At 65.5% G+C, this 21421-nt stretch carries 19 protein-coding genes; 15 read left to right on the forward strand and 4 right to left on the reverse strand.

Going from position 1 to position 21421, the window contains the following annotated elements:
* Positions 1-65: 65 nt before the first annotated feature.
* Genes AC1RJW_RS01190 through AC1RJW_RS01205 form a run of 4 tightly spaced genes read left to right on the forward strand, consistent with a single transcriptional unit; the run spans position 66 to position 2594 of the window.
* Positions 66-665 carry a TetR/AcrR family transcriptional regulator gene (locus AC1RJW_RS01190; protein WP_493042786.1) on the forward strand — a complete coding sequence of 200 codons (600 nt, stop codon included), beginning with the start codon at positions 66-68 and terminating at the stop codon, positions 663-665.
* Positions 666-682: 17 nt separating this feature from the next.
* Positions 683-1486: a type I methionyl aminopeptidase gene (gene map / locus AC1RJW_RS01195; protein WP_100874007.1), complete on the forward strand. Its 804-nt coding sequence runs from the start codon at positions 683-685 to the stop codon at positions 1484-1486.
* A 2-nt stretch (positions 1487-1488) separates the two neighbouring features.
* A complete protein-coding gene (locus AC1RJW_RS01200; protein WP_493042789.1) occupies positions 1489-1893 on the forward strand; it encodes a hypothetical protein in 405 nt (134 codons plus the stop codon).
* 56 nt (positions 1894-1949) lie between these two features.
* Positions 1950-2594: an FABP family protein gene (locus tag AC1RJW_RS01205; protein ID WP_493042791.1), complete on the forward strand. Its 645-nt coding sequence runs from the start codon at positions 1950-1952 to the stop codon at positions 2592-2594.
* Positions 2595-2731: 137 nt separating this feature from the next.
* Here the strand turns inward: AC1RJW_RS01205 and AC1RJW_RS01210 are convergent, their stop codons facing one another.
* Positions 2732-5200, reverse strand: a complete 2469-nt coding sequence (locus tag AC1RJW_RS01210; RefSeq protein ID WP_493042792.1) for a tetratricopeptide repeat protein — start codon at positions 5198-5200, stop codon at positions 2732-2734.
* An 80-nt stretch (positions 5201-5280) separates the two neighbouring features.
* Positions 5281-6060, reverse strand: coding sequence for an AraC family transcriptional regulator (locus tag AC1RJW_RS01215; RefSeq protein WP_493042794.1), 780 nt, complete (start codon positions 6058-6060; stop codon positions 5281-5283).
* A gap of 107 nt (positions 6061-6167) precedes the next feature.
* Between AC1RJW_RS01215 and AC1RJW_RS01220 the strand changes: the two genes are divergently transcribed.
* Positions 6168-7058, forward strand: coding sequence for a DMT family transporter (locus tag AC1RJW_RS01220; RefSeq protein WP_493042796.1), 891 nt, complete (start codon positions 6168-6170; stop codon positions 7056-7058).
* A 38-nt stretch (positions 7059-7096) separates the two neighbouring features.
* The gene (locus AC1RJW_RS01225; protein WP_493042799.1) at positions 7097-7684 is read left to right on the forward strand and encodes an O-methyltransferase; all 588 of its coding nucleotides are present in this window, start codon (positions 7097-7099) and stop codon (positions 7682-7684) included.
* On the opposite strand, the gene AC1RJW_RS01230 is transcribed toward AC1RJW_RS01225, so the two are convergent.
* Together AC1RJW_RS01230 and AC1RJW_RS01235 are read right to left on the reverse strand one after the other, a co-directional pair.
* Positions 7685-8194, reverse strand: a complete 510-nt coding sequence (locus AC1RJW_RS01230; RefSeq protein ID WP_493042801.1) for a GAF domain-containing protein — start codon at positions 8192-8194, stop codon at positions 7685-7687.
* A gap of 67 nt (positions 8195-8261) precedes the next feature.
* Positions 8262-9152, reverse strand: a complete 891-nt coding sequence (locus AC1RJW_RS01235) for a LysR family transcriptional regulator (RefSeq protein WP_493042803.1) — start codon at positions 9150-9152, stop codon at positions 8262-8264.
* Between the two features lie 85 nt (positions 9153-9237).
* Between AC1RJW_RS01235 and AC1RJW_RS01240 the strand changes: the two genes are divergently transcribed.
* From AC1RJW_RS01240 to AC1RJW_RS01280, 9 genes are all read left to right on the forward strand, one after another.
* Positions 9238-10230, forward strand: a complete 993-nt coding sequence (locus AC1RJW_RS01240) for an aldo/keto reductase (RefSeq protein ID WP_493042806.1) — start codon at positions 9238-9240, stop codon at positions 10228-10230.
* Between the two features lie 153 nt (positions 10231-10383).
* On the forward strand, positions 10384-11205 hold the full coding sequence (locus tag AC1RJW_RS01245; RefSeq protein WP_493042807.1) for a CheR family methyltransferase: 822 nt from the start codon (positions 10384-10386) through the stop codon (positions 11203-11205).
* 1 nt (position 11206) lies between these two features.
* Entirely contained in the window at positions 11207-11815 is a 609-nt protein-coding gene (locus AC1RJW_RS01250) for a chemotaxis protein CheB (protein ID WP_493044193.1), read from the forward strand.
* A gap of 105 nt (positions 11816-11920) precedes the next feature.
* Entirely contained in the window at positions 11921-13045 is a 1125-nt protein-coding gene (locus tag AC1RJW_RS01255; protein ID WP_493042809.1) for a hybrid sensor histidine kinase/response regulator, read from the forward strand.
* Positions 13042-16425, forward strand: a complete 3384-nt coding sequence (locus AC1RJW_RS01260) for a hybrid sensor histidine kinase/response regulator (protein ID WP_493042812.1) — start codon at positions 13042-13044, stop codon at positions 16423-16425. The genes AC1RJW_RS01255 and AC1RJW_RS01260 overlap by 4 nt, the downstream gene beginning before the upstream one ends.
* 48 nt (positions 16426-16473) lie before the next feature.
* Positions 16474-16878, forward strand: coding sequence for an MAPEG family protein (locus AC1RJW_RS01265; RefSeq protein ID WP_493042814.1), 405 nt, complete (start codon positions 16474-16476; stop codon positions 16876-16878).
* Between the two features lie 106 nt (positions 16879-16984).
* A complete protein-coding gene (locus AC1RJW_RS01270; protein ID WP_493042816.1) occupies positions 16985-18664 on the forward strand; it encodes a RecQ family ATP-dependent DNA helicase in 1680 nt (559 codons plus the stop codon).
* 87 nt (positions 18665-18751) lie between these two features.
* On the forward strand, positions 18752-19792 hold the full coding sequence (locus AC1RJW_RS01275; RefSeq protein WP_493042818.1) for a ligase-associated DNA damage response exonuclease: 1041 nt from the start codon (positions 18752-18754) through the stop codon (positions 19790-19792).
* Positions 19785-21416: an ATP-dependent DNA ligase gene (locus AC1RJW_RS01280; RefSeq protein ID WP_493042820.1), complete on the forward strand. Its 1632-nt coding sequence runs from the start codon at positions 19785-19787 to the stop codon at positions 21414-21416. Before AC1RJW_RS01275 ends, AC1RJW_RS01280 begins: the two co-directional genes overlap by 8 nt.
* The last annotated feature ends 5 nt before the right edge of the window (positions 21417-21421 follow it).

Here is a 21421-nt window from a genome sequence, read left to right on the forward strand (position 1 = left end):
GCAACTCATGTTGGCGCATGTCGGGGGTGCTTGACGGATTCAAATAGAATCTGTATTCTATTTGAATGGTCAGACTTGCCAAATTCAACGAAAACAACTTCATCGACAGCGCGATCGCCGTCGCCGCCCAGTGCGGCGTGGGCGCCGTGTCGATGGCCGCCATCGCCGTCAAGGCCGGTGCGCCCATCGGCTCCGTGTATCACCGCTTCGATTCGCGCAACGCCATCCTGGCGCGCGCCTGGCTGCGCGTGAAAAGCGACTTCCGCGAGGAAGTGGCCAGCCGCTGGCTCGGTGGCGACACCTGGGCCGGCGTGCACGGTTTGCTGGACTGGTGCCGGCGCAAGCCCGTATATGCGCGCTTCCTGCTGCAATGCGCGGACAGCCCCGATTTCAGCAGTGGTCTCAGCGAGGAATTGCTGGCGGCCGTCGAAGAGGAACAGGCTGCGCTCGACGCCTGCTTTGTGCGCTGCGCCGAAGCCATGCCGGCCACCACGGAGCTTGACCTCGATCACATGCTGCTCAAATTCGTGCTGATCGACGCGCCCGTGGCCGTCGTCAAGCCTTACCTGACCCAGGAGCGGCCGATACCGGCCAGCGTCGACGCCATGCTGCGCGCCTCGCACGACGCCGTGCGCGGCTGGGCGACTCAAACCATCACACACTGACAAAGAAAAGAATCCCCATGCGCTATTCCACCCAGCTAGAACACGGCAAGAAAATCCCCCTGCACGATGAAGAAGGCTTCATCGGCATGCGCGCCGCCGGCCGCATCGCCGCCGACACGCTCGATTACATCGCGCCCTTCGTCAAACCGGGCGTGTCGACGGCCAAGCTCGACGCCCTGTGCGAGGAATTCATGCGCGCCGCCGGCGCCATCCCCGGCACCATCGATTACCACGGCTACAAGCACGCCAGCTGCATCTCCGTCAATCACGTCGTCACGCACGGCATCCCGTCCGAAACGAAGATACTGAAAGTGGGCGACATCCTGAACATCGACGTGACGCCGAAGTTCCAGGGCTGGTTCGGCGACACCAGCCGCACCTTCAAGGTGGGCGCCGTGTCCATCCTGGCCAACCGCCTAGTCAATACGGCGTATGACGCCATGATGGCCGGCATCCATACAGTGCGTCCGGGCGCGACCCTGGGCGACGTGGGCGCCGCCATCGAGGCGGTGGCCAAGGCGCAGGGTTTTTCCTCCGTGCGCGACTTCTGCGGCCATGGCGTGGGCCAGGTCTTCCACGACACGCCGCAAGTGCTGCACTATGGCCGCGCCGGCACGGGCATCGTGCTCGAACCGGGCATGATCTTTACGATCGAGCCGATGCTCAACGTGGGCAGCTACCAGGTCAAGGTCTTGCCCGACAAATGGACGACGGTGACGAAAGACCGTTCGCTGTCGGCGCAGTTCGAGCATTCGCTGGCCGTGACGGAAACGGGCTTTGAAATCTTCACCCTGACCGGTTCGACCGAGCCGCTGGTCTGAGTATGGATGCGGCCAGTGCCAGCCTGACGCAGCGCCTGCTGAACAAATACCGGCACGACGCGGAAGACGCGCTGCAGCAGGTGGCGCTGGCCGTGCTGCAGCAGGAAGGCATCCGCGACGACAGCGTGCTGCGTTCTGAACGCATCGCAGCCCTGGCGCCGCCCGTCGCCGGCATGGTGCTGCTGGCCGAGTGGCTGGCCTATGTGGACTGGGAAGGCTTCGACAGCGCCCTGTACGCGAATATCGAAGCGGTGGCGGCGCTGATTTCCTGGGCTTTGGATCTGCCCGAGGTGGCCGCCAACCTGCTGCAAACGCGCGATGCGGGCGTGTTTGAATCGCAGCGCCCCGCGCTGGCCGCTGCAGCCTTGCTGTTCATCGAACGCCACATCGCGCTCTTTCCCAGATAGCGGCCTGCGTCTTACAATGGCGGCAAGCACTGTTGCCCCATTTTGAAGACTTCCGCATGAGCGATTTTCCCGAAGATATCTACACCGAGCCGTCCGCCGACGTGCATACCCTGAACAACCTGGGGCCCCTGACCGGCATGGCCGGCATCTGGACGGGTACGCGCGGCCTGGACGTCAAGCCGAAAGCCGACGGCCCGCGCAAGCAGGCCTTCGTCGAGCGCATCGAACTGCAGCCGATCGACCCCGTCACCAACGGCCCGCAACTGTTCTACGGCTTGCGGTACTACATTCACATCACCAAGCCGGACCAAGTGAAAACCTACCATGAGCAGGTGGGCTACTGGCTGTGGGAACCGGCCACGGGCGCCGTGATCCAGACCCTGGCCATCCCGCGCGGCCAGATCGCCATGGCATCGGGCACGACGACGGCGGACGCCACCAGTTTCGAACTGGTGGCCAAACGCGAGTCGACGGCCTACGGCATCTGCTCTAACCCTTTCCTCGAACACGCGTTCACCACCGTCGAATACCGCATCAAGGTCGATATCCACGCCGACGGCACCTGGGGCTACGATGAAGACACGGTCATGCTCATTCGCGGCAAGGATGAACCATTCCACCACACGGACCGCAACCTGCTGACGAAAATCGGCGAGCCGACGCCGAATCCGATGGCCTTGCAGGCGCTGGCGGCGGTGTAAAAATCAAAAAGCGGCGACTTTTGCCGCCGCTCTGCTGAGCGCCTGAAAAATGCTCAGGGCTAGGCGCGTTGCCGCAGGCAGTACGAACGTACGGCCAGGCAACGCAACAACGCCATGGGCTTTTTCTCAGGTGCTCCTTAAGGTTTGCCTTGCGCGACGGCCTTGATCGCACGCTCCTCGCCCATGGCGGCGGCGATCTTCCAGCGCTGCATGGCGCTGGCGCGGTCGGGGCGTTTTAATCCGGCGCCTTCCCAGTCCATCAGTCCCAGGTTATAGATGTCGCCCGCGCTGCCCTTGTCGGCGGCCAGGGTGAACCATTTGCGCGCTTCCTTGTGGTTGACGGGAATCTGGTAGCCGCGCACGTGGTACAGGCCCAGCAGATGCATGGCTTGCGCATTGCCCTTGTTCGCGGCCTGTTTCAGCAGGTCGAGTCCGCGCGCCATGTTACGCGGCTCCTGCCAGCCTTCGGCCAGCATCACTCCCTTCGCCGTCAGCGCATAGCTGTCGTTCTTCAGCAGGCCCTTGCCGACCAGGGGCTTGGCGGCCACCTGGCGCGCTTCGCGCTGCTGCGCCGTCGGCGCCGTGACGGGGCCGGGTTTGCCTTCGCCCATCAGCAGCATCCAGCCGTACAGCCCATACGCGCCCGCGTCGCCCTTGCCGACCAGGCTTTCCAGCATGGCCAGCGCCTGCGCCTTGTCGCCATTTTCGTACAGCTTGACGGCCTTGGCGGCACTTGCGTCCTGCGGCACGGCGGCCGGCGCATGGGGGACGACGGGGGCCGAGGCCATGGCCGCTTCCTGCGGCGCAGCAGCGGGGCGCACGCGCACGGGCAAGCCGTAGCTGGCGGCCAGCACGGCCAGGCTGGCGGGCGCGAGGATCAGCACTTGCGCCAGCTGGTTGCGGCGGCCCTTGCCGGCGATGCCCATGGCCCGTTCGGCCTGCTGCTCGCCGCCCAGCGCCTCGCTCAGCACGGCTTTGACCTTGCGGTTGAACAGCCAGTAGCCGGCGCCCGTGACGAGCAGGCCGGCGACGGCGGCCGTGCCGCGCCCGGCGAAGAACCAGGCGGCGATGGCGGCGGCCAGCGCGGCCAGCGCGCTTTTCCACCAGAACTGCTTGGCCAGCCGCGTGTAGACCTGGCGCAGGGCACCGAGCACGCAGGTGCGCACATTGTTGGCATAGTCGTTTGACACGACGTCGACATGGGCGTGGTCCGCGTCGCCGCTGAGGACAGACTCGATCACGTCCGCATTCAGCTCCGAGGCGGCCACGTCGCGCAGCGGCGTGAGCAAACCTTGCACGTGGGCCGAGAACAGACCGTCGTCGGCGCTGCCGGCCAGCGCGTCGCTGAGCGCCTTGAGGTCACCGCGCAGCAGCTTTTCCACGATGTCGTCCAGGGTCAGCCAGCGCAGGTCCGTGCCGTACGCCACCAGCTGGTGTTTTTCGCCGTTGCACGATGCGTCCAGGCGCACGATGCGCAGCTTGGCCGCATACAGGGCGTCGACTTCCTGCGGCTGGTCTTCATTGTAAATGCTCACTTTCGCCAGGGCCAGGCTGCTGGCAATGGCTGCCAGTGAGTGCACGCTCTCCTTGTCGCGGATGCGGCGCGCGTCGTCGGGCGCCTGCTTGGGCAGGCTGACGCTGTAGCCGGGCGTCAGGTGCACGTCGACCCAGGCCGTCTTGCCCACCTTGCCGGAACCGTCGCAGGGGTTGCAGCGCAAGTCGCCCACGCCGCTGCAGGTGCGGCACGTGACCTTGCCGCTGGCGCGGCAGGTGCCGCAATTGATGTTGCCGGAACCGTGGCAGGTGTTGCAGCTGACCTTGCCGTAGCTGCAATGGTAGCAAGAGCGGTATTCGGTGCGGTACTGGGGCCGCGTTTCGCTGTGGTAGCTAGTGTGCGAGCTGCCGTTGCTGTAGGTGGTAGTGGGTACTTGCACCGTGATGTAATCGGTGACTTGTTCGGCCACCGTGCCGCTGCCGCTGCAATACGAGCACGACACCTTGCCGCTGCCGTAGCAGCCATAGGCGTCGCAGCTGACGGTGCGCCCGCCGTGGCAGTTCCAGCACGTTTCCGTCGTCGCGCCGTGGCAGGTGTGGCAGCCGATGCGGCCTTTTCCGGAACAGGGGCTGCAGGTATCGAGGTGCCAGTACTTGACGGCGTGCGGCAGGTACACGCCCGCCTCGACGCCGTTGTAGGCCTGGCCCGGCTGGCGCAGGGCAGCGTCGAGCTTACTTGCCGCGCGGCGCAGCCGTTCCTTCTCCTGCGCGTGAGCGAGCGCTCCCACCTCGTGCAGGCCACCCTGGCAGCGGCAGTCATTGCCCGAGGGCGCAAAATAGCCATTGATGACGCGCTGCTCGAAGCGCGCTTCGAGCGCGTAATTGGCCTGCAGCGAAAAATCCTGCAGCACGTCTTCCTCGCCCAGCGGCGTGATGTCGTGCGGCTCGAAACGCGTCTTGTCCTGCACCAGCGTGCGCAGCTTGCCCAGCACGGTGGGTATGTCTTCCTTGTCCAGGCGGATGGGCACAGGCGCCGTCACGGTCGTTGCTGATGCCTGGGGCATGTCTTCGCTGCCTTGGGTATCGGTGGCCGTGTCGGTGCTGGGATTCATGCGCATCCTTTTGCTCTCTGGAAAGATGTTTTAATTTTAGCATCCTCATATGACAAACCGGACAGCCCTGGTCCGCTTTTTCAGCGCAGGCCGCGGCGGAACTGGTCCGGCGTGCCGCCGCTCTGGCGGCGAAACATGGCGATGAAGGCGGAGGCCGTGCTGTAGCCCAGTTCCAGCGCGATCGCCTGCACGGTTTCTCCCCGTTCCAGCAGGGGCAGGGCGGCCAGGAAACGCTGGCGCTGGCGCCATTCGCCGAACGGCATGCCCAGTTCGCGCTGGCAGCGGCGCGCCAGCGTGCGCTCCGTGACGTGCAATTGCGCGGCCCACTCGGCCAGTGAGCGGTTACTTCCCGGCTCCGCCTGCAGGGCGGCCAGCAAGGCCGCGATGACGGGTTCGTCGCTGCCGGGCAGGTAGTTGCGGCTGCACGGCGCCAGCTGCAGCTGGTCGACCAGCACCTGCGCCAGGCGCTGGTCGGCTTCGGTGGCGGGCGTGGTGACGCCCCTTTCGGCGAAGTCGCCGAGGATGGCTTTGAGCAAGGGACTCAGGACCAGCGCGCATGGCTGGGCGGGCAGCTGCGCGCACAGGCCGGCATCGATGTAGGCGGAGTGAAACACCACGTCCTGGCGGATATAGCCGTCGTGCAAGGTGTCTGGCGGTATCCACACGGCGTACTGGGGCGGCGACAGATAGCGCTGGCCCGCCACCATGATTTCCATCACGCCCGTGGAACAATACGTGAGCTGGCCCCACGGATGGCTCTGGTATTCGAACTGCTGGTGCGCGTGATAATCGTCGAGGCGAAAGTACACGGGGTAGGGCAGGGTGTCGGAAACGGCGGGGAAATGCTGGTTGCTGGCCATGGTGTGTCCTGTTTTGTCCTGTTCTTCGCATCGTTTGTCTGGTTTTCATTATATCCATGGAATCGGACCATGCGAAAATGGCGCTCATTGAATCGTGGAGTACTTGCATGAAAGCCAAGCATTATCTGTTTCCCGTGATCGCCGTGCTGATCTGGGCCATCAATACCATCGTCAGCAAGCTGGCCGTCGGCGTGATCGACCCGGCTGCCATCTCGTTCTACCGCTGGCTGCTGGCCGGCGTGCTGCTGGCATTCGTGTTTGCCCGCCCCGTGTGGAAGCAGCGCTCCGTGGTGAAGCCGTATCTGGGGAAACTGTTTGTGCTGGGTATGTTGGGCATGGTCATGTACCAGTGCCTCGCCTACATCGCCGCACAGACGACAACGGCTACCAACATGGGCATTCTGGCGTCGATGATGCCGCTGCTGGCCGTGGGCCTGTCCGTACTGGTGCTGAAGGAGGCGCCTACCGTGGGCGGCGTGTTCGGCGGCATCGTGTCCTTGCTGGGACTCGGCTACCTGCTCAGCCATGGCGACCCGGCCGCGCTGCTCGCCCATGGCGCGGCCGTCGGCGACGCCCTGATGCTGCTGGCGTGTTTGTCGTATGCCGGCTACGGCGTGCTGCTCAAGCGCTGGAAGATTCCCCTGAATAACTGGCACTCCTTGCTGATCCAGGTCTGGTGCGCCGTGCCCGTGCTGTTCGTATATTACCTGAGCCAGTCCGCGCCGCCCGTCACGGGCGCCGGCTTGCCGCTGGTGCTGTTTGCCGGCATCCCCGCCTCCATCATCGCGCCGTTTTTGTGGATGCATGGCCTGGCCAAGCTGGGTCCCAGCCGCGCCACGACCCTGATGAACCTGTTGCCCGTGTTCACGGTGATCATCGCCATGCTGTTCCTGGGGGAAACCTTGCACAGCTACGATGTCATCGGCGGCGGCGTCACCCTGCTGGGCGTGGTGATGGTGCAAGCCCTGAAGCGCCCCCTGCGCCGCGCCAGCGCCTAGTTTTTTTGCTATGCTGATGTTTTTCATAAGGAGCCATCATGCCGGACATTGATACCCTGTTGAGCGAACTCGAAGCCTTCGGCAGCAGCAACGATGCGGCGCACGCGGAACGCGCCAGCCGCATGCTCAACATCACGCGCGACACGGGCGAATTGCTGGCCGTGCTCGTGCACGCGCGCGGCGCGCGGCGGGTGCTGGAAATCGGCACCTCGAACGGCTATTCGACCCTGTGGCTGGCGCGCGCGGCGCAGGCGCTGGGCGGCAGCGTGGTGACGGTGGAAAAGGCGCAGGACAAGTTTGATATGGCGCATGCCAACTTTGCGCGTGCGCAATTGCAAGGCGTAATCGGGCAGTTGCTGGCCGACGCTGGCGACGTGCTGCGCGATGCGGCGGACGGCGCCTATGATTTCATCTTCCTCGATTCCGCGCGCCAGCAATATGAACAATGGTGGCCGCAGCTGGACCGTGTGCTGGCGGCCGGCGGCGTGCTGGTGGTCGACAACGCCAGTTCGCACTATGCGGACATGGCGGGGTTCCTTGACGCCATCCGCGCCGACAGCCGCTATACGGCCTGCCTGGCGACTGTCGGCAAGGGCGAATTCATCGCCGTCAAGTCGGGCAATTGATTACGCTGCGACGATAGCCGCTTCCAGCACGCGCACCAGCGATTCGACGCCTTGCGCGTCGACATCGTCGAAACGGCCGATCAAGGGGCTGTCCAGGTCGAACACGCCGATGATTTGACCTTGCGCAAACACGGGCACCACCAGTTCCGAGCGGGAATTGACGTCGCAGGCGATGTGGCCGGGAAACGCGTGTACATCGTGCACGACGATGGACTTGCCTTCGACCACGGTGGTGCCGCATACGCCGCGGCCCTTCTTGATGCGGATGCAGGCCGGCTTGCCCTGGAATGGCCCCAGCACCAGTTCCTCGCCTTTCAGGAAATAAAAACCGGCCCAGTTCAGGCCCGGCATGGTATTGAAGACCAGCGAGCTGAAGTTGGCCGTATTGGCGATGAAGTCGGTTTCGCCCGACAGCAAGCCTTGCAGCTGCGAACGCAGGTCCGCATACATGGCTTGCTTGGCGGCGGGGGTATCGGTGCCGTAGGCGGCGTCGCTGATGGTAAACGTCATGGTCGTGGTGGGGCGCAAAATGGGGAAGGCGTTATGGTAGCGCGTCCGGCGCATCCGCGTGCGGCCCTCATTTTTGCAGGTGTTCCTGCGCCAGCTGGCGCAGCAGGGGCAGGGCTGCATGGCCGTGCTCTTCCCGCCAGGCCAGGCCGATGCCGGCCGCCAATTCCTCGCCCTCCAGCAATGGCCGGTAGGCCACGCCGGCCAGGCGCAGCGCGCGGAACGAGTCGGCCAGCAGGGCCATGCCCTTGCCGGCCGCCACGTCGCCGAGCAGCACATGGTGGTCGGGCGCCTCGCGCAGGAAGGCGGGCGCGAAGCCATGGCGGCGAAACACTTGCTGGCAATGGTCGAAGAAGGCGGGCTGGCGCGCCCGTTCGAACCAGTAGACGGATTCCTGCTCGATATCAGACAGGCTCAGCTTGCGCTTCTTCGCCAGCCGGTGGCCGGCAGGCAAGGCCAGCATCATGGGCTGGCGCGCCAGCGGCTGCACGGCCAGTTCGAAGGTGGCGCTGGGCAGCGCGAGCAGGGCCGCGTCGAGCTGGCCCTTGCGCACGCTAGCCACCAGGCGCGGCGACGGCGCCGCCGTCAGTTCCAGCCGAATATTACCCAATTGCCCCTCCAGCGCCGCCAGCAGCGGACGGAACAGGCCGGCCGCCACGGAACTGGTCAGGCCCAGGCGCAGGCGCGCCGGGGCGGTATCACGCTGCAGCGACGTTTGCGCCATATCCAGCAAGTCGAGGATGTGCAGCGCCTGCGGCAGCAGGGTGCGGCCCGCCTGCGTCAGGGCGACGCCCTGCGTGTCGCGCTCGAACAGGCGCGCGCCCAGTTTTTCTTCCAGTGTCTTGATGGCGCGCGACAAGGGCGGCTGGGTCATGTGCAATTGCTCGGCCGCCTGGCGGAAATTCAGGCAGCGGGCGACGGCGCAAAACAGCGTCAAGGCATGGGTGTCGAGGGCTCTCATACCAGAAAGGTATCACGAAATTGCGCATTCCCCCGCCAGCCGGCGCGGCCTAGACTGGCCGCATTGACACTTGAGGGAGATCAACATGCAACTGCAACAACGACGCATCGGCCATAGCGGCTTGAACAGCTCGGCACTGGGCCTGGGCTGCATGGGCATGTCGGAATTCTATGGCGCCACGGACGAGGCGCAATCGCTGGCCACGCTGGAAGCGGCCCTGGCGGCGGGCGTGACCCTGTTCGACACGGCCGACGCCTACGGTTTCGGCCACAACGAGCAATTGCTGGGACGTTTCCTGGCGCGCCACCCAGGGCAAGCGCTGGTCGCCACCAAGTGCGGCCTGGCACGCGAGGCGGGCAGCTATGCGCGCCGCGTCGACAATGCCCCCGCCTACATCCGCCAGGCGTGCGAGGCGTCGCTGGCGCGCCTGGGCGTGGACACCATCGACCTGTTCTATCTGCACCGGCTGAACCTCGATACCCCGCTGGAAGACTCGATGGGAGCGCTGGCGCAATTGCGGCAAGAAGGAAAGATTCGTGCCGTGGGCCTGTGCGAAGTGAGCGCCGCCACCTTGCGGCGCGCGGCGGCGCTCTGCCCCGTGGCGGCCGTGCAGAGCGAATACTCGCTGTGGACGCGCGAGCCGGAGCAGGGCGTGCTGGCCGCCTGCCGCGACGTGGGCGCCAGTTTCTTTGCCTACAGTCCGCTGGGGCGCGGTTTCCTGACGGGCGCCATCGCCGATGCGGCCAGTCTCGACGCAGGCGACTTTCGCCACTTCAATCCCCGTTTTGCCGCCGAGAACCTGGCGCGCAACCAGGCCATCGTCGCGCAGGTCAGGGACATCGCGCGCGCAAAAGGCTGCACGCCGGCCCAGCTGGCGCTGGCCTGGCTGCTGGCGCAAGGCGACGACATCATTCCCATCCCCGGCACCAAGCGCATCGCGTATTTGCACGACAACCTCGGCGCGCTGGCCGTGCAGCTGGACGGGGCGGAGCTGGCGGCGATGAACGCGGCCTTTCCCTTGGGCATGGCGGCGGGCGCGCGCTACACGGAGGAAGGCATGAAGGGCGTGGACGCGTGAAAAAAGTGGGTCTAGCGTACGCCAGCGTACCTAACTGACGCTTTTCCTGCGGGATAATGCCCGGCGATCTGCTAGCATTCCGGCTGGCCCCATGCACCCGTGAAGTGGTGCGGGGCCGGGGGATGCAGCGTGAATGGAAGGGTGGATGTCAAATTGCTAGATGATGATATTTTCGATATCGAACTGAAATTATTGCTTGAGGGAATACTGCTGCGCTATCAGCATGATTTCCGCGATTATTCCGTGGCGTCCCTGCGCCGGCGCATGCGCCAGGCCATGGAGCGCTTCGGCTGCGCCAGCCTGTCGCAGTTGCAGGACCGCATCTTGCACGAGCCGGCCATGTTCGCGCAGATGCTGCAGTTTTTCACGGTGCAGGTGAGCGAGATGTTCCGCGATCCCGCGTATTTCCGCGCCTTGCGCGAAAAAGTCGTGCCCATGCTGCATACCTATCCCTCGATCAAGATCTGGGTGGCCGGCTGCAGCAGCGGCGAAGAGGTGTGGTCGCTGGCCATCTTGCTGGACGAGGAAGGCTTGCTCGAACGCAGCATGATTTATGCGACCGACATCAATGTCGAGGCGCTGGCCGCTGCCGAAGCGGGCATCTATCCGGTCGAGCGCATCGCCCAGTTCAGCGAGAATTACCGGCTGGCGGGAGGCAAGCGCTCGCTGTCCGACTATTACACGGCCGCCTACAAGGGCGCCATCTTTGACCGGCGCCTGCGGCGCCAGTTCGTCTTCGCCGACCACAGCCTGGCGACGGACAGCGTGTTTTCGGAGGTGCACATGGTTTCCTGCCGTAACGTCATGATTTACTTCAATAAAGACTTGCAGGACCGCAGCCTGGGCCTGTTCCACGAAGCGCTGGTGAACCGGGGCTTCCTGGGCCTGGGCATGAAGGAAAGCCTGCATTTCAGCCGCCATGCGGCCAGCTTCAACGAGCTGAGCCCGTCCGAACGGATCTTCCAGCGTGCCTGACATGCTGCCGACCTGCGACGTGGCGCCGCCGCGCGCCGGCCTGCGCCTGATCGCCATCGGCGCTTCGGCCGGCGGCGTGGAAGCGCTGGGCATCGTGCTGCGCGCCTTGCCCGCCACCTGCCGCGCCACCGTGGTGGTGGTGCTGCACCTGGCGCCGGGCCGCTCGAGCCAGTTGCCGCAGCTGTATGCGGAACGCTGTCAGCTGCCCCTGCGCGAGGCGCAGGACAAGGAACCGCTGCAGGCAGGCGTCGTGTATTTCGCGCCGCCCGATTACCACCTGCAAGTCGAGCCCGATGGCTGTTTTTCCCTGTCGCAGGAAGAGCCCGTGTATTTTTCGCGCCCTTCCATCGACGTCCTGCTGGAAACGGCAGCGTACGCCTACCGGCGCGCCATGCTGGCCATCATCCTGACGGGCGCCTCGGCCGATGGCGCGGCGGGCCTGGCGCGCGTGCGGCAACTGGGCGGCAGCGCCTGGGTGCAAGACCCGCAGCGGGCCAGTTGTGGCATCATGCCGGCCGCCGCGCTCAAGCGTGCTGGCGCCGACCGCGTGCTCGATTTGCCGCAAATGGCCGCCAGCCTGGCGCTGCTGGATGACACGGGGGACAAGTGAATGGGGGCATGACAGTGCGTGTAATATATGCAAAGACTGAAACAATATTAATTTCCATATCAAAATATTATGGCACTTGCCGTGACGATGCCTGAAGACTGATCCGTGACCGCCCCTATTCATATCCTCGTCGTTGACGACATCGCGCAAAACCTGGTCGCCGCCGAAGCCGTGCTGGCGCGGCCCGGCATTGTCATCCTGAAGGCCAGCTCGGGCGCGCAAGCGCTGGAATTGCTGTTGACGCATGAAGTGGCACTGGCTCTGATCGACGTGCAAATGCCGCAGATGGATGGTTTCGAGCTGGCCGAGCTGATACGCGGCAGCGAACGCACGCGCAGCATTCCCTTGATTTTTCTCACGGCCGCGTCGCGCGAACCGAGCTACAGTTTCCGTGGCTACGAGGCGGGTGCCGTCGATTTCCTGTACAAGCCCATCGACGTGAAAGCCTTGCAAAGCAAGGTGGCGGTGCTGGTGCAGCTGTACCAGCAGAAACGCGAATTGTCGGCCCAGCTCGACGAGCTCAAGCATGCGCTGCACCTCAACGAACTGTTCACGGCCGTGCTGGGCCACGACTTGCGCACACCCCTGTCGGTGGTGATGAATGGCGCCATGCTGTTGCCGATGATGAGCGACCACCCGAAGGTGATCGTCACGGCGCAGCGCATCGAAAGCAGCGCCAAGCGCATGGCGCGCATGGTCGACCAGTTGCTGGACCTGGCGCGCATCCGTTCCGGCACGATGGAGTTGCGCAGCAGTACGCACGACTACCTGGCGCTGGCGCGCGCCATCGTCGAGGAATTCGAGACGGCTGGCCAGGCGCCGCTGGTCGAGGTCAGCAGCGTGGGCGAGCTGCACGGGCAATGCGATGCGGGCTTGCTGTCGCAAGTCATCTCGAATCTGTTAAGCAATGCCATCACGCATGGCGAGGCGGGCACGCCGGTGCAGCTGGCCCTCGACGGGCGCGCCGCCGACAGCATTGAGTTGCGCATCGCCAATCGTGGCGCCATCCCCGCCGCCTTGCTGCCGACCCTGTTCGAACCGTTCCAGCAGGCGGGCGAAAAGCGCAGGACGGGGCAGGGCCTGGGACTGGGCCTGTACACGGTGAACATGTTCGTCAAGGCCCACGGCGGCACGGTCGAGATCAGTTCGACGGCCACGCAGGGCACGCTGGCGACGGTGCGCATCCCGCGCCAGTGCCAGGTGTGCGTGCAAGCGGGAATGAGCACATGAGCGCGCCAGCCTGGCCGCGCGGCGGCGGCAGCATGGGTGAGCTGGTGCGCTGGCACGACTGGTCCGCCACCAGCCTAGGCGCCGTCGATGGCTGGCCCGCCAACTTGCGCACCAGCGTCGACATCGTGCTCAATTCGCCGATGGCGATGGTGCTGATGTGGGGCCCGCAGCACGTGATGATTTACAACGACGACTACATCCAGATCGCCGGGGCGCGCCATCCGGCGGCGCTGGGCGGCACGGTGCCCGCCGTCTGGCCCGAAATCTGGGACTGGAACGCGCGCATCCTCGAAGCGGGATTGCGCGGCGAGACGCAGGTGCACCGCGAACGCTGTTTGCCGCTATTGCGCGACGGACAGCGCACGGACGTCTGTTTCGACCTGTTTTATACGCCCGTGCATGGCGCCGACGGCCAGGTGGACGGCGTGCTGTGCACGGCGCTGGAGTTGACGGCGCGCATGGAGGAGGGGCGCCAGCTGAAGCTGGCCACGGCCGAGCTGGGCGAGCTCAATACCACCTTGCAAGCCGAAAGCGAGGCCGTGCGCGCGGCCAACCGCCGCCTGGGCGAGGAGCGGGCGCTGCTGCGCGCCCTGTTCCAGCAGGCGCCGAGCTTCATGGCCATGCTGCGCGGGCCGCAGCATGTGTTCGAATTGGCGAATGAACATTATCTGCGCCTGGTGGGGCACCGCGATGTGCTGGGCAAGACAGTCGAAAAGGCCTTGCCTGAAGTTAAGGCGCAGGGCTTCATCGACTTGCTCGACCAGGTCTACCGCACGGGCGTGCCCTTCGAAGGGCGCCAGGTAAAGGTGGATTTGCAGACGGCGGACGGGCAGACGGGCCAGCGCCAGATCGATTTCGTCTACCAGCCCATCAAGGATGACGAGGGCGTGGTGACGGGCATCCTCGTCGAAGGCATCGACGTCACCGAGCGCATGGAAGGCGAGGAGCGCTTGCGCCTGGCCCAGCAGGCGGGCGGCATCGGCACCTTCGAATGGTTCCCCGAGACGGGCGCGATGCTGGTGTCGCCCACCTTCCGCCGCCTGTGGGGTATTGCCGACGAAGAAGAAGTGACGGAACGCCTGCTGGTGAGCCTGGTCGATGCGCGCGACCAGCAAAAGGTCGGACCCAGCAAGCTTGACCTGGCGCCCAATCCCCTCGAATACGTGGAGTACCGCATCCGCCGCCCCGCCGATGGCGCGCTGCGCTGGATCGCGCGCCAGGGCGAGGTGGTGGCCGGCCGCGTGCCGGGCCAGCGCCGCTACGTGGGCGTGTCGTTCGACGTGACGGAGCGGCGCCTGATCGAGGATGAACTCAATGCCAGCCAGGAGCGCATGGCGGCCATTTTCGGCCAGGCGTCCGTGGGCTTGTCCGAGCTGGGCCTCGATGGCCGTTTCCAGCGGGTCAACGGGGCCCTGTGCTGCATGCTGGGCCGCTCGGCCGAAGAGTTGCTGAGCCTGAACATGAACGACATCATGCATCCGGCCGACGTGCCAGGCAACAGCGTGCTGTTCCAGCGGCTGGTGGAAACGGGAGAATCGTTTTCGCTGGAAAAACGCTACCTGAAGCCCGATGGCTCGCAAGTGTGGGTGTCGAGCAACGTCAGCCGCCTGGTCGATGAGCAGGGTCATACGCGTTCCCTGATCGCCGTCAAGACGGACATCACGGACCGGCGCCGCGTGGAAAAAGCGCTGCATGAATTGAACGAAACGCTCGAGCACCGTGTCGAACAGGAAGTCAATGAACGCACCAAGGCCGAAGACGCCTTGCGGCAGGCGCAAAAGATGGAAGCCGTGGGTCAGTTGACGGGCGGCATCGCGCATGATTTCAACAATGTGCTGCAAATCATTTCCGGCAATTTGCATTTGCTGCAGCACCTGGCGGGCACGGATGGCCTCATGCGCCAGCGCCTGGACACGGCGATTGCCGCCGTCGAGCGGGGCGCCAAGCTGTCGTCGCACCTGCTGGCGTTTGCGCGGCGTCAACCGTTGAAACCTGTGGTGGCCGACCTGGCGCGCGTGGTGCGCAACATGGATGCGCTGCTGCGGCGCGCACTGGGCGAAGCGATCGACATCGTGCTGGTGGGCGGCGGCGGGCTGTGGAATACCCTGGTCGACCGCAGCCAGATCGAGAACGTCATCCTTAACCTGGCCATCAATGCGCGCGACGCCATGGATGGCGTGGGCAAGCTGACCATCGAGCTGGGCAACGTCGTGCTCGACGAACAGTATGTGCACAACCTGGTCGACGTGCCGGCGGGGCAGTACGTGATGCTGTCGGTGACGGACACGGGCCGCGGCATGAGCGGCCCCGTGCTGCAGCGCGCGTTCGAGCCGTTCTTCACCACCAAGCCGGAAGGCGCGGGCACGGGCCTGGGCCTGTCGATGGCGTATGGCTTTGTCACGCAAAGCCGCGGCCATATCCGCATTTACAGTGAACCTGGCGTGGGCACGGGAGTCAAAATCTATTTGCCCCGTTCCCTGATGGCCGAAGCGGACGAGGAACTGGAATTGAGCGGCGTCGTCACGGGCGGCACGGAAACCGTGCTGGTGGTGGAAGACGACGTGGGCGTGCGCACGACCGTGGTCGACATGCTGGGGGCGCTGGGCTATACGGTGCTCAAGGCCGAGGATGGCGAAAGCGCGCTGGCCGTGCTGCACAGCGGCGCGCAGATCGACTTGCTGTTTACGGACGTGATCATGCCCGGCCCCGTCAGCAGCACGGACATGGCGCGCCAGGCGCGCGAGTTGCAGCCCGATATCGCCGTCTTGTTTACGTCGGGCTACGCGCAGGATGTCATCGTGCATGAAGGGCGTCTCGATGCGGGAGTGGAATTGCTCAGCAAACCGTACCGGCGCGAAGAGCTGGCGCGCAAGCTGCGCCATGTGCTGGCCAACCGCCAGCAGCAAATGCGCGCGCGCCAGTTTGAGCGGTCCGGCGCGCCCGTGGCCGGCAACCCGGTGGCCGGCGTGCTGGGAGGCGGCACGCCGGGGCTGGACTTGACGGGCCATGCGCCGGAACCGCAGGGGGACATGCCGACATCGATGAAGATACTCGTGGTGGAAGACAATCTCGATTCGCAGCTGATGGTGTGCGAACTGGTGGGCATGCTGGGTCATACGGTCAGCGGCGTGTCCGATGGCGAGGCGGCGTGGAAATTGCTCAACGAGCAAGACTTCGATATCCTGTTTACGGATGTCAGCCTGCCCGGCATGTCCGGCATCGCGCTGGCGCGCATGGTGCTGCGCGATAAACCGGATATGCGCATCATCTTTTCCACGGGCTATGGCAAGGAGTCGATGGATGAGCTGGGCTTTTCCGCCAGCGTCCTGCGCAAGCCCTATGATTTGATGGAGTTGCAAGCGGCACTCGACCAACCCTGACGGGCGCGCGCCGCTTCGGCCCGCCCGTCTCACCCGCAGAGGTAAGGCATGACCCCTGAACTGACGATGCTGGCCTGTACCCTGGTGCTGGTGCTGGCGCTGGTGCAAATCCTGCTGCCCGCGCTGTTTCGCACGCGCGAAACGGGCACGGCCTATAACGTGAGCGCGCGCGACGGCGATGGGCCGCCCGTGGGCAAGATCACGGGCCGTTTGCAGCGGGCCCAGGCGAACCTGTTCGAAACCCTGCCCCTGTTTGCCGCCGCCGTGCTGATCGCCCACGTGACGGCGCAGGAAAGCGCGCTGACCCTGTACGGCGCGGCCCTGTACCTGGCCGCCCGGGTGCTGTATTTGCCCCTGTACGCGTTCGGCGTGCCCGTCGTGCGCACGCTCGTGTGGTGCGTGTCGATTGCCGGGCTGTTGATGCTGTTCTGGGCCATCCTCTTCGCTTCCTGAATTCCTACGCCAGCGGTGGCGCCCGTCCTATGGCGGTGCGCCAGGCCCGGCCGTAAAGTGGCGGCAAGCTGGCGACTGGCGCCGGCATGTGAGGGACAGGACCACGATGGCGACTACCATTTCTGCAGTGCAAGACCCGGGCAGCGCCCGCCAGCGCAAGATCCAGCGTCTGCTGCGCTCGGTATTCGGCATCGCGCGCCTGCGCGCGGGCCAGCAGGAAGTCATCGACAGCGTGCTGGCCGGACGCGACACCCTGGCCATCATGCCCACCGGCAGCGGCAAGTCGCTGTGCTACCAGCTGCCCGCCGCGCTACTGCCCGGCGCCACCCTGGTGGTGTCGCCGCTCATTTCATTGATGAAAGACCAGCTGGAAAAGCTGCACGAACTGGGCGTCACGGCCGTGCAGCTCAACAGCAGCCTGTCGCGCGCCGAGGAAGACGATGCCATCGCCCGCATCGCCCAGGGCGGCAGGCTCATCATCTTTTGCACGCCGGAACGTCTTACCAATACCGCCTTCCTGTCCCTGCTGGCCGGCGCGCCGCCCAGCCTGGTCGTCATCGATGAAGCCCATTGCATTTCCCAGTGGGGCCACGACTTCCGTCCCGCCTACCTGGAAATCGCGGCCGCCCTGCGCGCGCTGGGCCGTCCGCCCGTGCTGGCCTTGACGGCCACGGCCACCGGGGAAGTGGTGGCCGATATCGATACGCAACTGGAAGCGCGCAAGCTGAACGTCATCAATACGGGCATTTACCGCGCCAATTTGCGCTACCGCGTGATCCAGGTCACGAATGCCGGCGAGAAACAGGATGAAGTCCTGCGCCTGCTGCGCGAAACGCCCGGCGTGGGCATCGTGTACGCGGCCACCGTCAAGGCCGTCGAAGACCTGGCGGCGCGGCTGGAAGAGTTGGGCGAGAGCGTCACCTGCTACCACGGCAAGCTGGCGGCGCGCGAGCGCAAGCACAATCAGGACTTGTTCATGGGCGGCGAGCGCCGCATCATGGTGGCCACCAACGCGTTTGGCATGGGCATCGACAAGCCCGACACGCGCTTCGTCATCCACCTGCAGGTGCCGGCCAACCTGGAAGCGTATTACCAGGAATCGGGCCGGGCGGGGCGCGACGGCTTGCCCGCCGGCTGCACCTTGCTGTACTTCCAGGAAGACAAGCGCGTCCAGCAATTCTTTTTGGCCAAGCATTACCCGACGGCCGGGGAACTGGCCGCCATCATTGCGGTAGCGCAAGACTTGCCGGCTACCTTCACTTTTGCCGCGCTGGCAGCGGGTTTGCCCGAGTTTTCCGACGGCCACCTGAAGGTATGCCTGAAACTGTTGAAAGATGGCAAGCTGTTGCGCCAGGACCGCAAGCTGGGCTACAGCCTGAAAGCGCCCTCGGCCAGCTCGCCCGCGTATGCGCAGCTGGCGCAGATCTACGTCGACAAGCAGGAGCGCGACAAGCAGGCGCTCGAGCAGATGGTGGCCTATGCGCAAAGCGGCTTGTGCCGCTGGAAACTGCTGCTCGATTACTTTGGCGATGCCGGCGATTTCGAGCGCTGCTGCACCTGCGACAATTGCCAGTCGCCGCCCGCGCTGGCCATGCCCATTACCCTGGACGAGCTGCCGCCAGCGCCCGCCGAGCCGCCGGCGCCCCAGATCGCCGTCGGCAGCCGCGTGCGCGTGCCCCGTTACCAGATCGGCACCGTGCTGTCGGTGGCGGGCGACCAGGTCACGATTGCCTTTCCCGAAAACACCACGCGCACCTTCATGGCCGAGTTTGTCGCACCGGCGTGAACCCAGTGTGCGCTGTCTGACAGATGATCTGGCGCAAGAGCGCTAGAATCAGCCCATTCCAACGCGTGTTAACGCAGGGGGCAGGGCATGGCAGACATGGTGGTGGTGCGCAAGGAAGGCTTGTACTGTGTGCCGGGTCAGTTCTACATCGACCCGTGGCGCCCCGTCGAGCGCGCCATCATCACGCATGCGCACGCCGACCATGCGCGCGTCGGGCACCGGCATTACCTGTGCGCCGCGCCCGGCGAGCAAGTGCTGCGCGCGCGCCTGGGCGCGGTGTCCATCCAGGCGCTCGCGTATGGCGACACCATCGAACACCACGGCGTGCAGGTCTCGCTGCATCCGGCCGGCCACGTGCTCGGTTCGGCCCAGGTGCGCATGGCGCACGGCGGCGAAGTATGGGTGGCGTCCGGCGACTACAAGCTGCAGCCCGACCCCACCTGCCTGCCGTTCGACCCCGTGCGCTGCGACACCTTCATCACGGAATCGACGTTTGGCCTGCCCATCTACCGCTGGCAGGCGCCGCAGGAAATCTACGACGACATCAACCAGTGGTGGCGCAGGAATGCGGCCGAAGGGCGCACCAGCGTGCTGTTCTGCTATGCCTTCGGCAAGGCGCAACGCATCCTGGCGGGCCTGGATGCCACCATTGGCCCCATTATCTGCCATGGCGCGGCGCAGGTATTGACGCAGGTCTACCGTGAGTCGGGCGTGGCCTTGCCCGCCACCGTCATGGTGGATCAGGTGACGGACAAGGCGGCGCTGAAGACGGCCATGGTGATCGCGCCCCCGTCGGCTGCCGGTTCGCCGTGGATGAGGCGTTTCGGCGACTACAGCGATGCGTTTGCCAGCGGCTGGATGCTGCTGCGCGGCGCACGCCGGCGGCGTGGCGTGGACCGGGGTTTTGTCCTGTCCGACCATGCCGACTGGCCCGGCCTGATGCAAGCGATCACGGCCACGCAGGCCGGACGCATCATCGTCACGCATGGCGCTATCCCCGTGATGGTGCGCTGGCTCCAGCAGAACGGCTGGCAGGCGGGCGGTTTCGAGACGGAATATGGCGATGATGAGGCCGATGACGGTGCGCCTGGTGCTCCCACGGCGGCGGAGGACGTCAGCCATGCGTGACTTTGCCCGGCTGTACGCGGAACTCGACGAAACCACCTCCACCAGCCGCAAGCTGGCGGCGCTGCAGGCCTATTTTCGCGGCGCCTCGCCCGAGAATGCGGCCTGGGCCGTGTATTTCCTGGCCGGCGGCAAGCCGCGCCAGGCCGTGCCCACCAAATTGCTGCGCGAATACGCGACCGAACGGGCGGGCCTCGATGCCTGGCTGTTCGACGAGGCCTATCACGCCGTGGGCGACCTGGCCGAAACCATCGCCCTGATCCTGCCCGCGCCCGCCAGGCGCAGCGACGTCGGCCTGGCCGAGTGGATCGAGCAGCGCATCGCACCCTTGCGCGGCGCGGCACCCGACGCCATCCGCGCCGCCCTGCTGGCCTACTGGGACGAGCTGGAAACGCGCGAACGCTTTCTGCTGATCAAGCTGATCGGCGGCGGCTTTCGCGTGGGCGTGTCGAAACTGCTGGTGACGCGCGCGCTGGCGTCCATCGCCGCCGTCGACAGCAAGCTGATCGCCCAGCGCCTGATGGGCTGGACCGATGGCAAGGTCAACCCCACGGGCGCGGGATTCTTGAAACTGATCGCCGCGCAGTCGGAGGGCGAACATGCGCTGCACGGCGGCCAGCCGTATCCCTTCTTCCTGGCGCACCCCTTGCAGGCGGCGCCGGAGAGCTTGGGCGAGCCCGCCGGCTGGCTGGCCGAGTGGAAATACGACGGCATGCGCGCCCAGCTGCTGCGCCGCGATGGCGTGAACTGGCTGTGGTCGCGCGGCGAGGAATTGATCACGGAGCGCTTTCCCGAACTGGCGCAGCTGGCCTTGCCGGAGGGTACCGTGCTCGATGGCGAAATCCTCATCTGGCAGCCGGGCGACGTGCCGGCGCCATTTGCCGATTTGCAACAACGGATGGGCCGCAAGACGGTCTCGTCCAAACTATTGGCTCAGCTGCCCGCCGTGCTGGTCGCCTACGACGTGCTGGAACTCGATGGCGTGGACGTGCGCCAACTGCCCCAGCTGGAGCGCCGCGCGTTGCTGGAAAGCGTGGTGGCCGGCGTGCATGCTCCCGCGCTGCGCCTGTCGCCGCGCATCGAGGCGGCAAGCTGGGAGGCATTGGCCGCCATCCGCGAGGAATCGCGCGCGCGCGGCGTGGAAGGCTTGATGCTGAAAGCCGTGTCGGCCGCGTATGGCGTGGGCCGCACCAAGGATGTAGGGACGTGGTGGAAATGGAAGATCGATCCGTATGCCATCGACGCCGTGCTGATCTATGCCCAGGCGGGCCACGGCCGGCGCGCCTCGCTGTACACGGACTACACGTTTGCCGTGTGGGATGAGGAAGGTGGCGAGGAGCGCAAGCTGGTGCCGTTCGCCAAGGCGTATTCGGGCCTGACCGATGCGGAGATCGCGCAAGTCGACGCGGCCATCCGCAAGACGACGATAGAAAAATTCGGCCCCGTGCGCAGCGTGCAGCCGACGATGGTGTTCGAGATCGGTTTCGAAGGCATCGCCGCGTCCGGCCGCCACAAGGCGGGCATCGCCGTGCGCTTTCCCCGCATCCTGCGCCGCCGAGAAGACAAGACAGTCGCCGACGCCGATACCCTGGCCACCCTGAAGGCCATGCTGGCGAGCGCCGCATGAGCAGG

This window comes from Janthinobacterium sp. GW822-FHT07A03 (assembly GCF_058798815.1).

Excerpts from the sequence above, each read along its gene's own strand:
- AC1RJW_RS01215 (WP_493042794.1), bottom strand. The coding sequence starts at position 6,060 with ATGGCCAGCAACCAGCATTTCCCCGCCGTTTCCGACACCCTGCCCTAC.
- AC1RJW_RS01270 (WP_493042816.1), top strand. The coding sequence starts at position 16,985 with ATGGCGACTACCATTTCTGCAGTGCAAGACCCGGGCAGCGCCCGCCAG.
- AC1RJW_RS01225 (WP_493042799.1), top strand. The coding sequence starts at position 7,097 with ATGCCGGACATTGATACCCTGTTGAGCGAACTCGAAGCCTTCGGCAGC.
- AC1RJW_RS01190 (WP_493042786.1), top strand. The coding sequence starts at position 66 with ATGGTCAGACTTGCCAAATTCAACGAAAACAACTTCATCGACAGCGCG.
- AC1RJW_RS01240 (WP_493042806.1), top strand. The coding sequence starts at position 9,238 with ATGCAACTGCAACAACGACGCATCGGCCATAGCGGCTTGAACAGCTCG.
- AC1RJW_RS01220 (WP_493042796.1), top strand. The coding sequence starts at position 6,168 with ATGAAAGCCAAGCATTATCTGTTTCCCGTGATCGCCGTGCTGATCTGG.
- AC1RJW_RS01235 (WP_493042803.1), bottom strand. The coding sequence starts at position 9,152 with ATGAGAGCCCTCGACACCCATGCCTTGACGCTGTTTTGCGCCGTCGCC.
- AC1RJW_RS01260 (WP_493042812.1), top strand. The coding sequence starts at position 13,042 with ATGAGCGCGCCAGCCTGGCCGCGCGGCGGCGGCAGCATGGGTGAGCTG.
- AC1RJW_RS01200 (WP_493042789.1), top strand. The coding sequence starts at position 1,489 with ATGGATGCGGCCAGTGCCAGCCTGACGCAGCGCCTGCTGAACAAATAC.
- map (WP_100874007.1), top strand. The coding sequence starts at position 683 with ATGCGCTATTCCACCCAGCTAGAACACGGCAAGAAAATCCCCCTGCAC.
- AC1RJW_RS01210 (WP_493042792.1), bottom strand. The coding sequence starts at position 5,200 with ATGAATCCCAGCACCGACACGGCCACCGATACCCAAGGCAGCGAAGAC.
- AC1RJW_RS01205 (WP_493042791.1), top strand. The coding sequence starts at position 1,950 with ATGAGCGATTTTCCCGAAGATATCTACACCGAGCCGTCCGCCGACGTG.
- AC1RJW_RS01275 (WP_493042818.1), top strand. The coding sequence starts at position 18,752 with ATGGCAGACATGGTGGTGGTGCGCAAGGAAGGCTTGTACTGTGTGCCG.
- AC1RJW_RS01230 (WP_493042801.1), bottom strand. The coding sequence starts at position 8,194 with ATGACGTTTACCATCAGCGACGCCGCCTACGGCACCGATACCCCCGCC.
- AC1RJW_RS01280 (WP_493042820.1), top strand. The coding sequence starts at position 19,785 with ATGCGTGACTTTGCCCGGCTGTACGCGGAACTCGACGAAACCACCTCC.
- AC1RJW_RS01265 (WP_493042814.1), top strand. The coding sequence starts at position 16,474 with ATGACCCCTGAACTGACGATGCTGGCCTGTACCCTGGTGCTGGTGCTG.
- AC1RJW_RS01250 (WP_493044193.1), top strand. The coding sequence starts at position 11,207 with ATGCTGCCGACCTGCGACGTGGCGCCGCCGCGCGCCGGCCTGCGCCTG.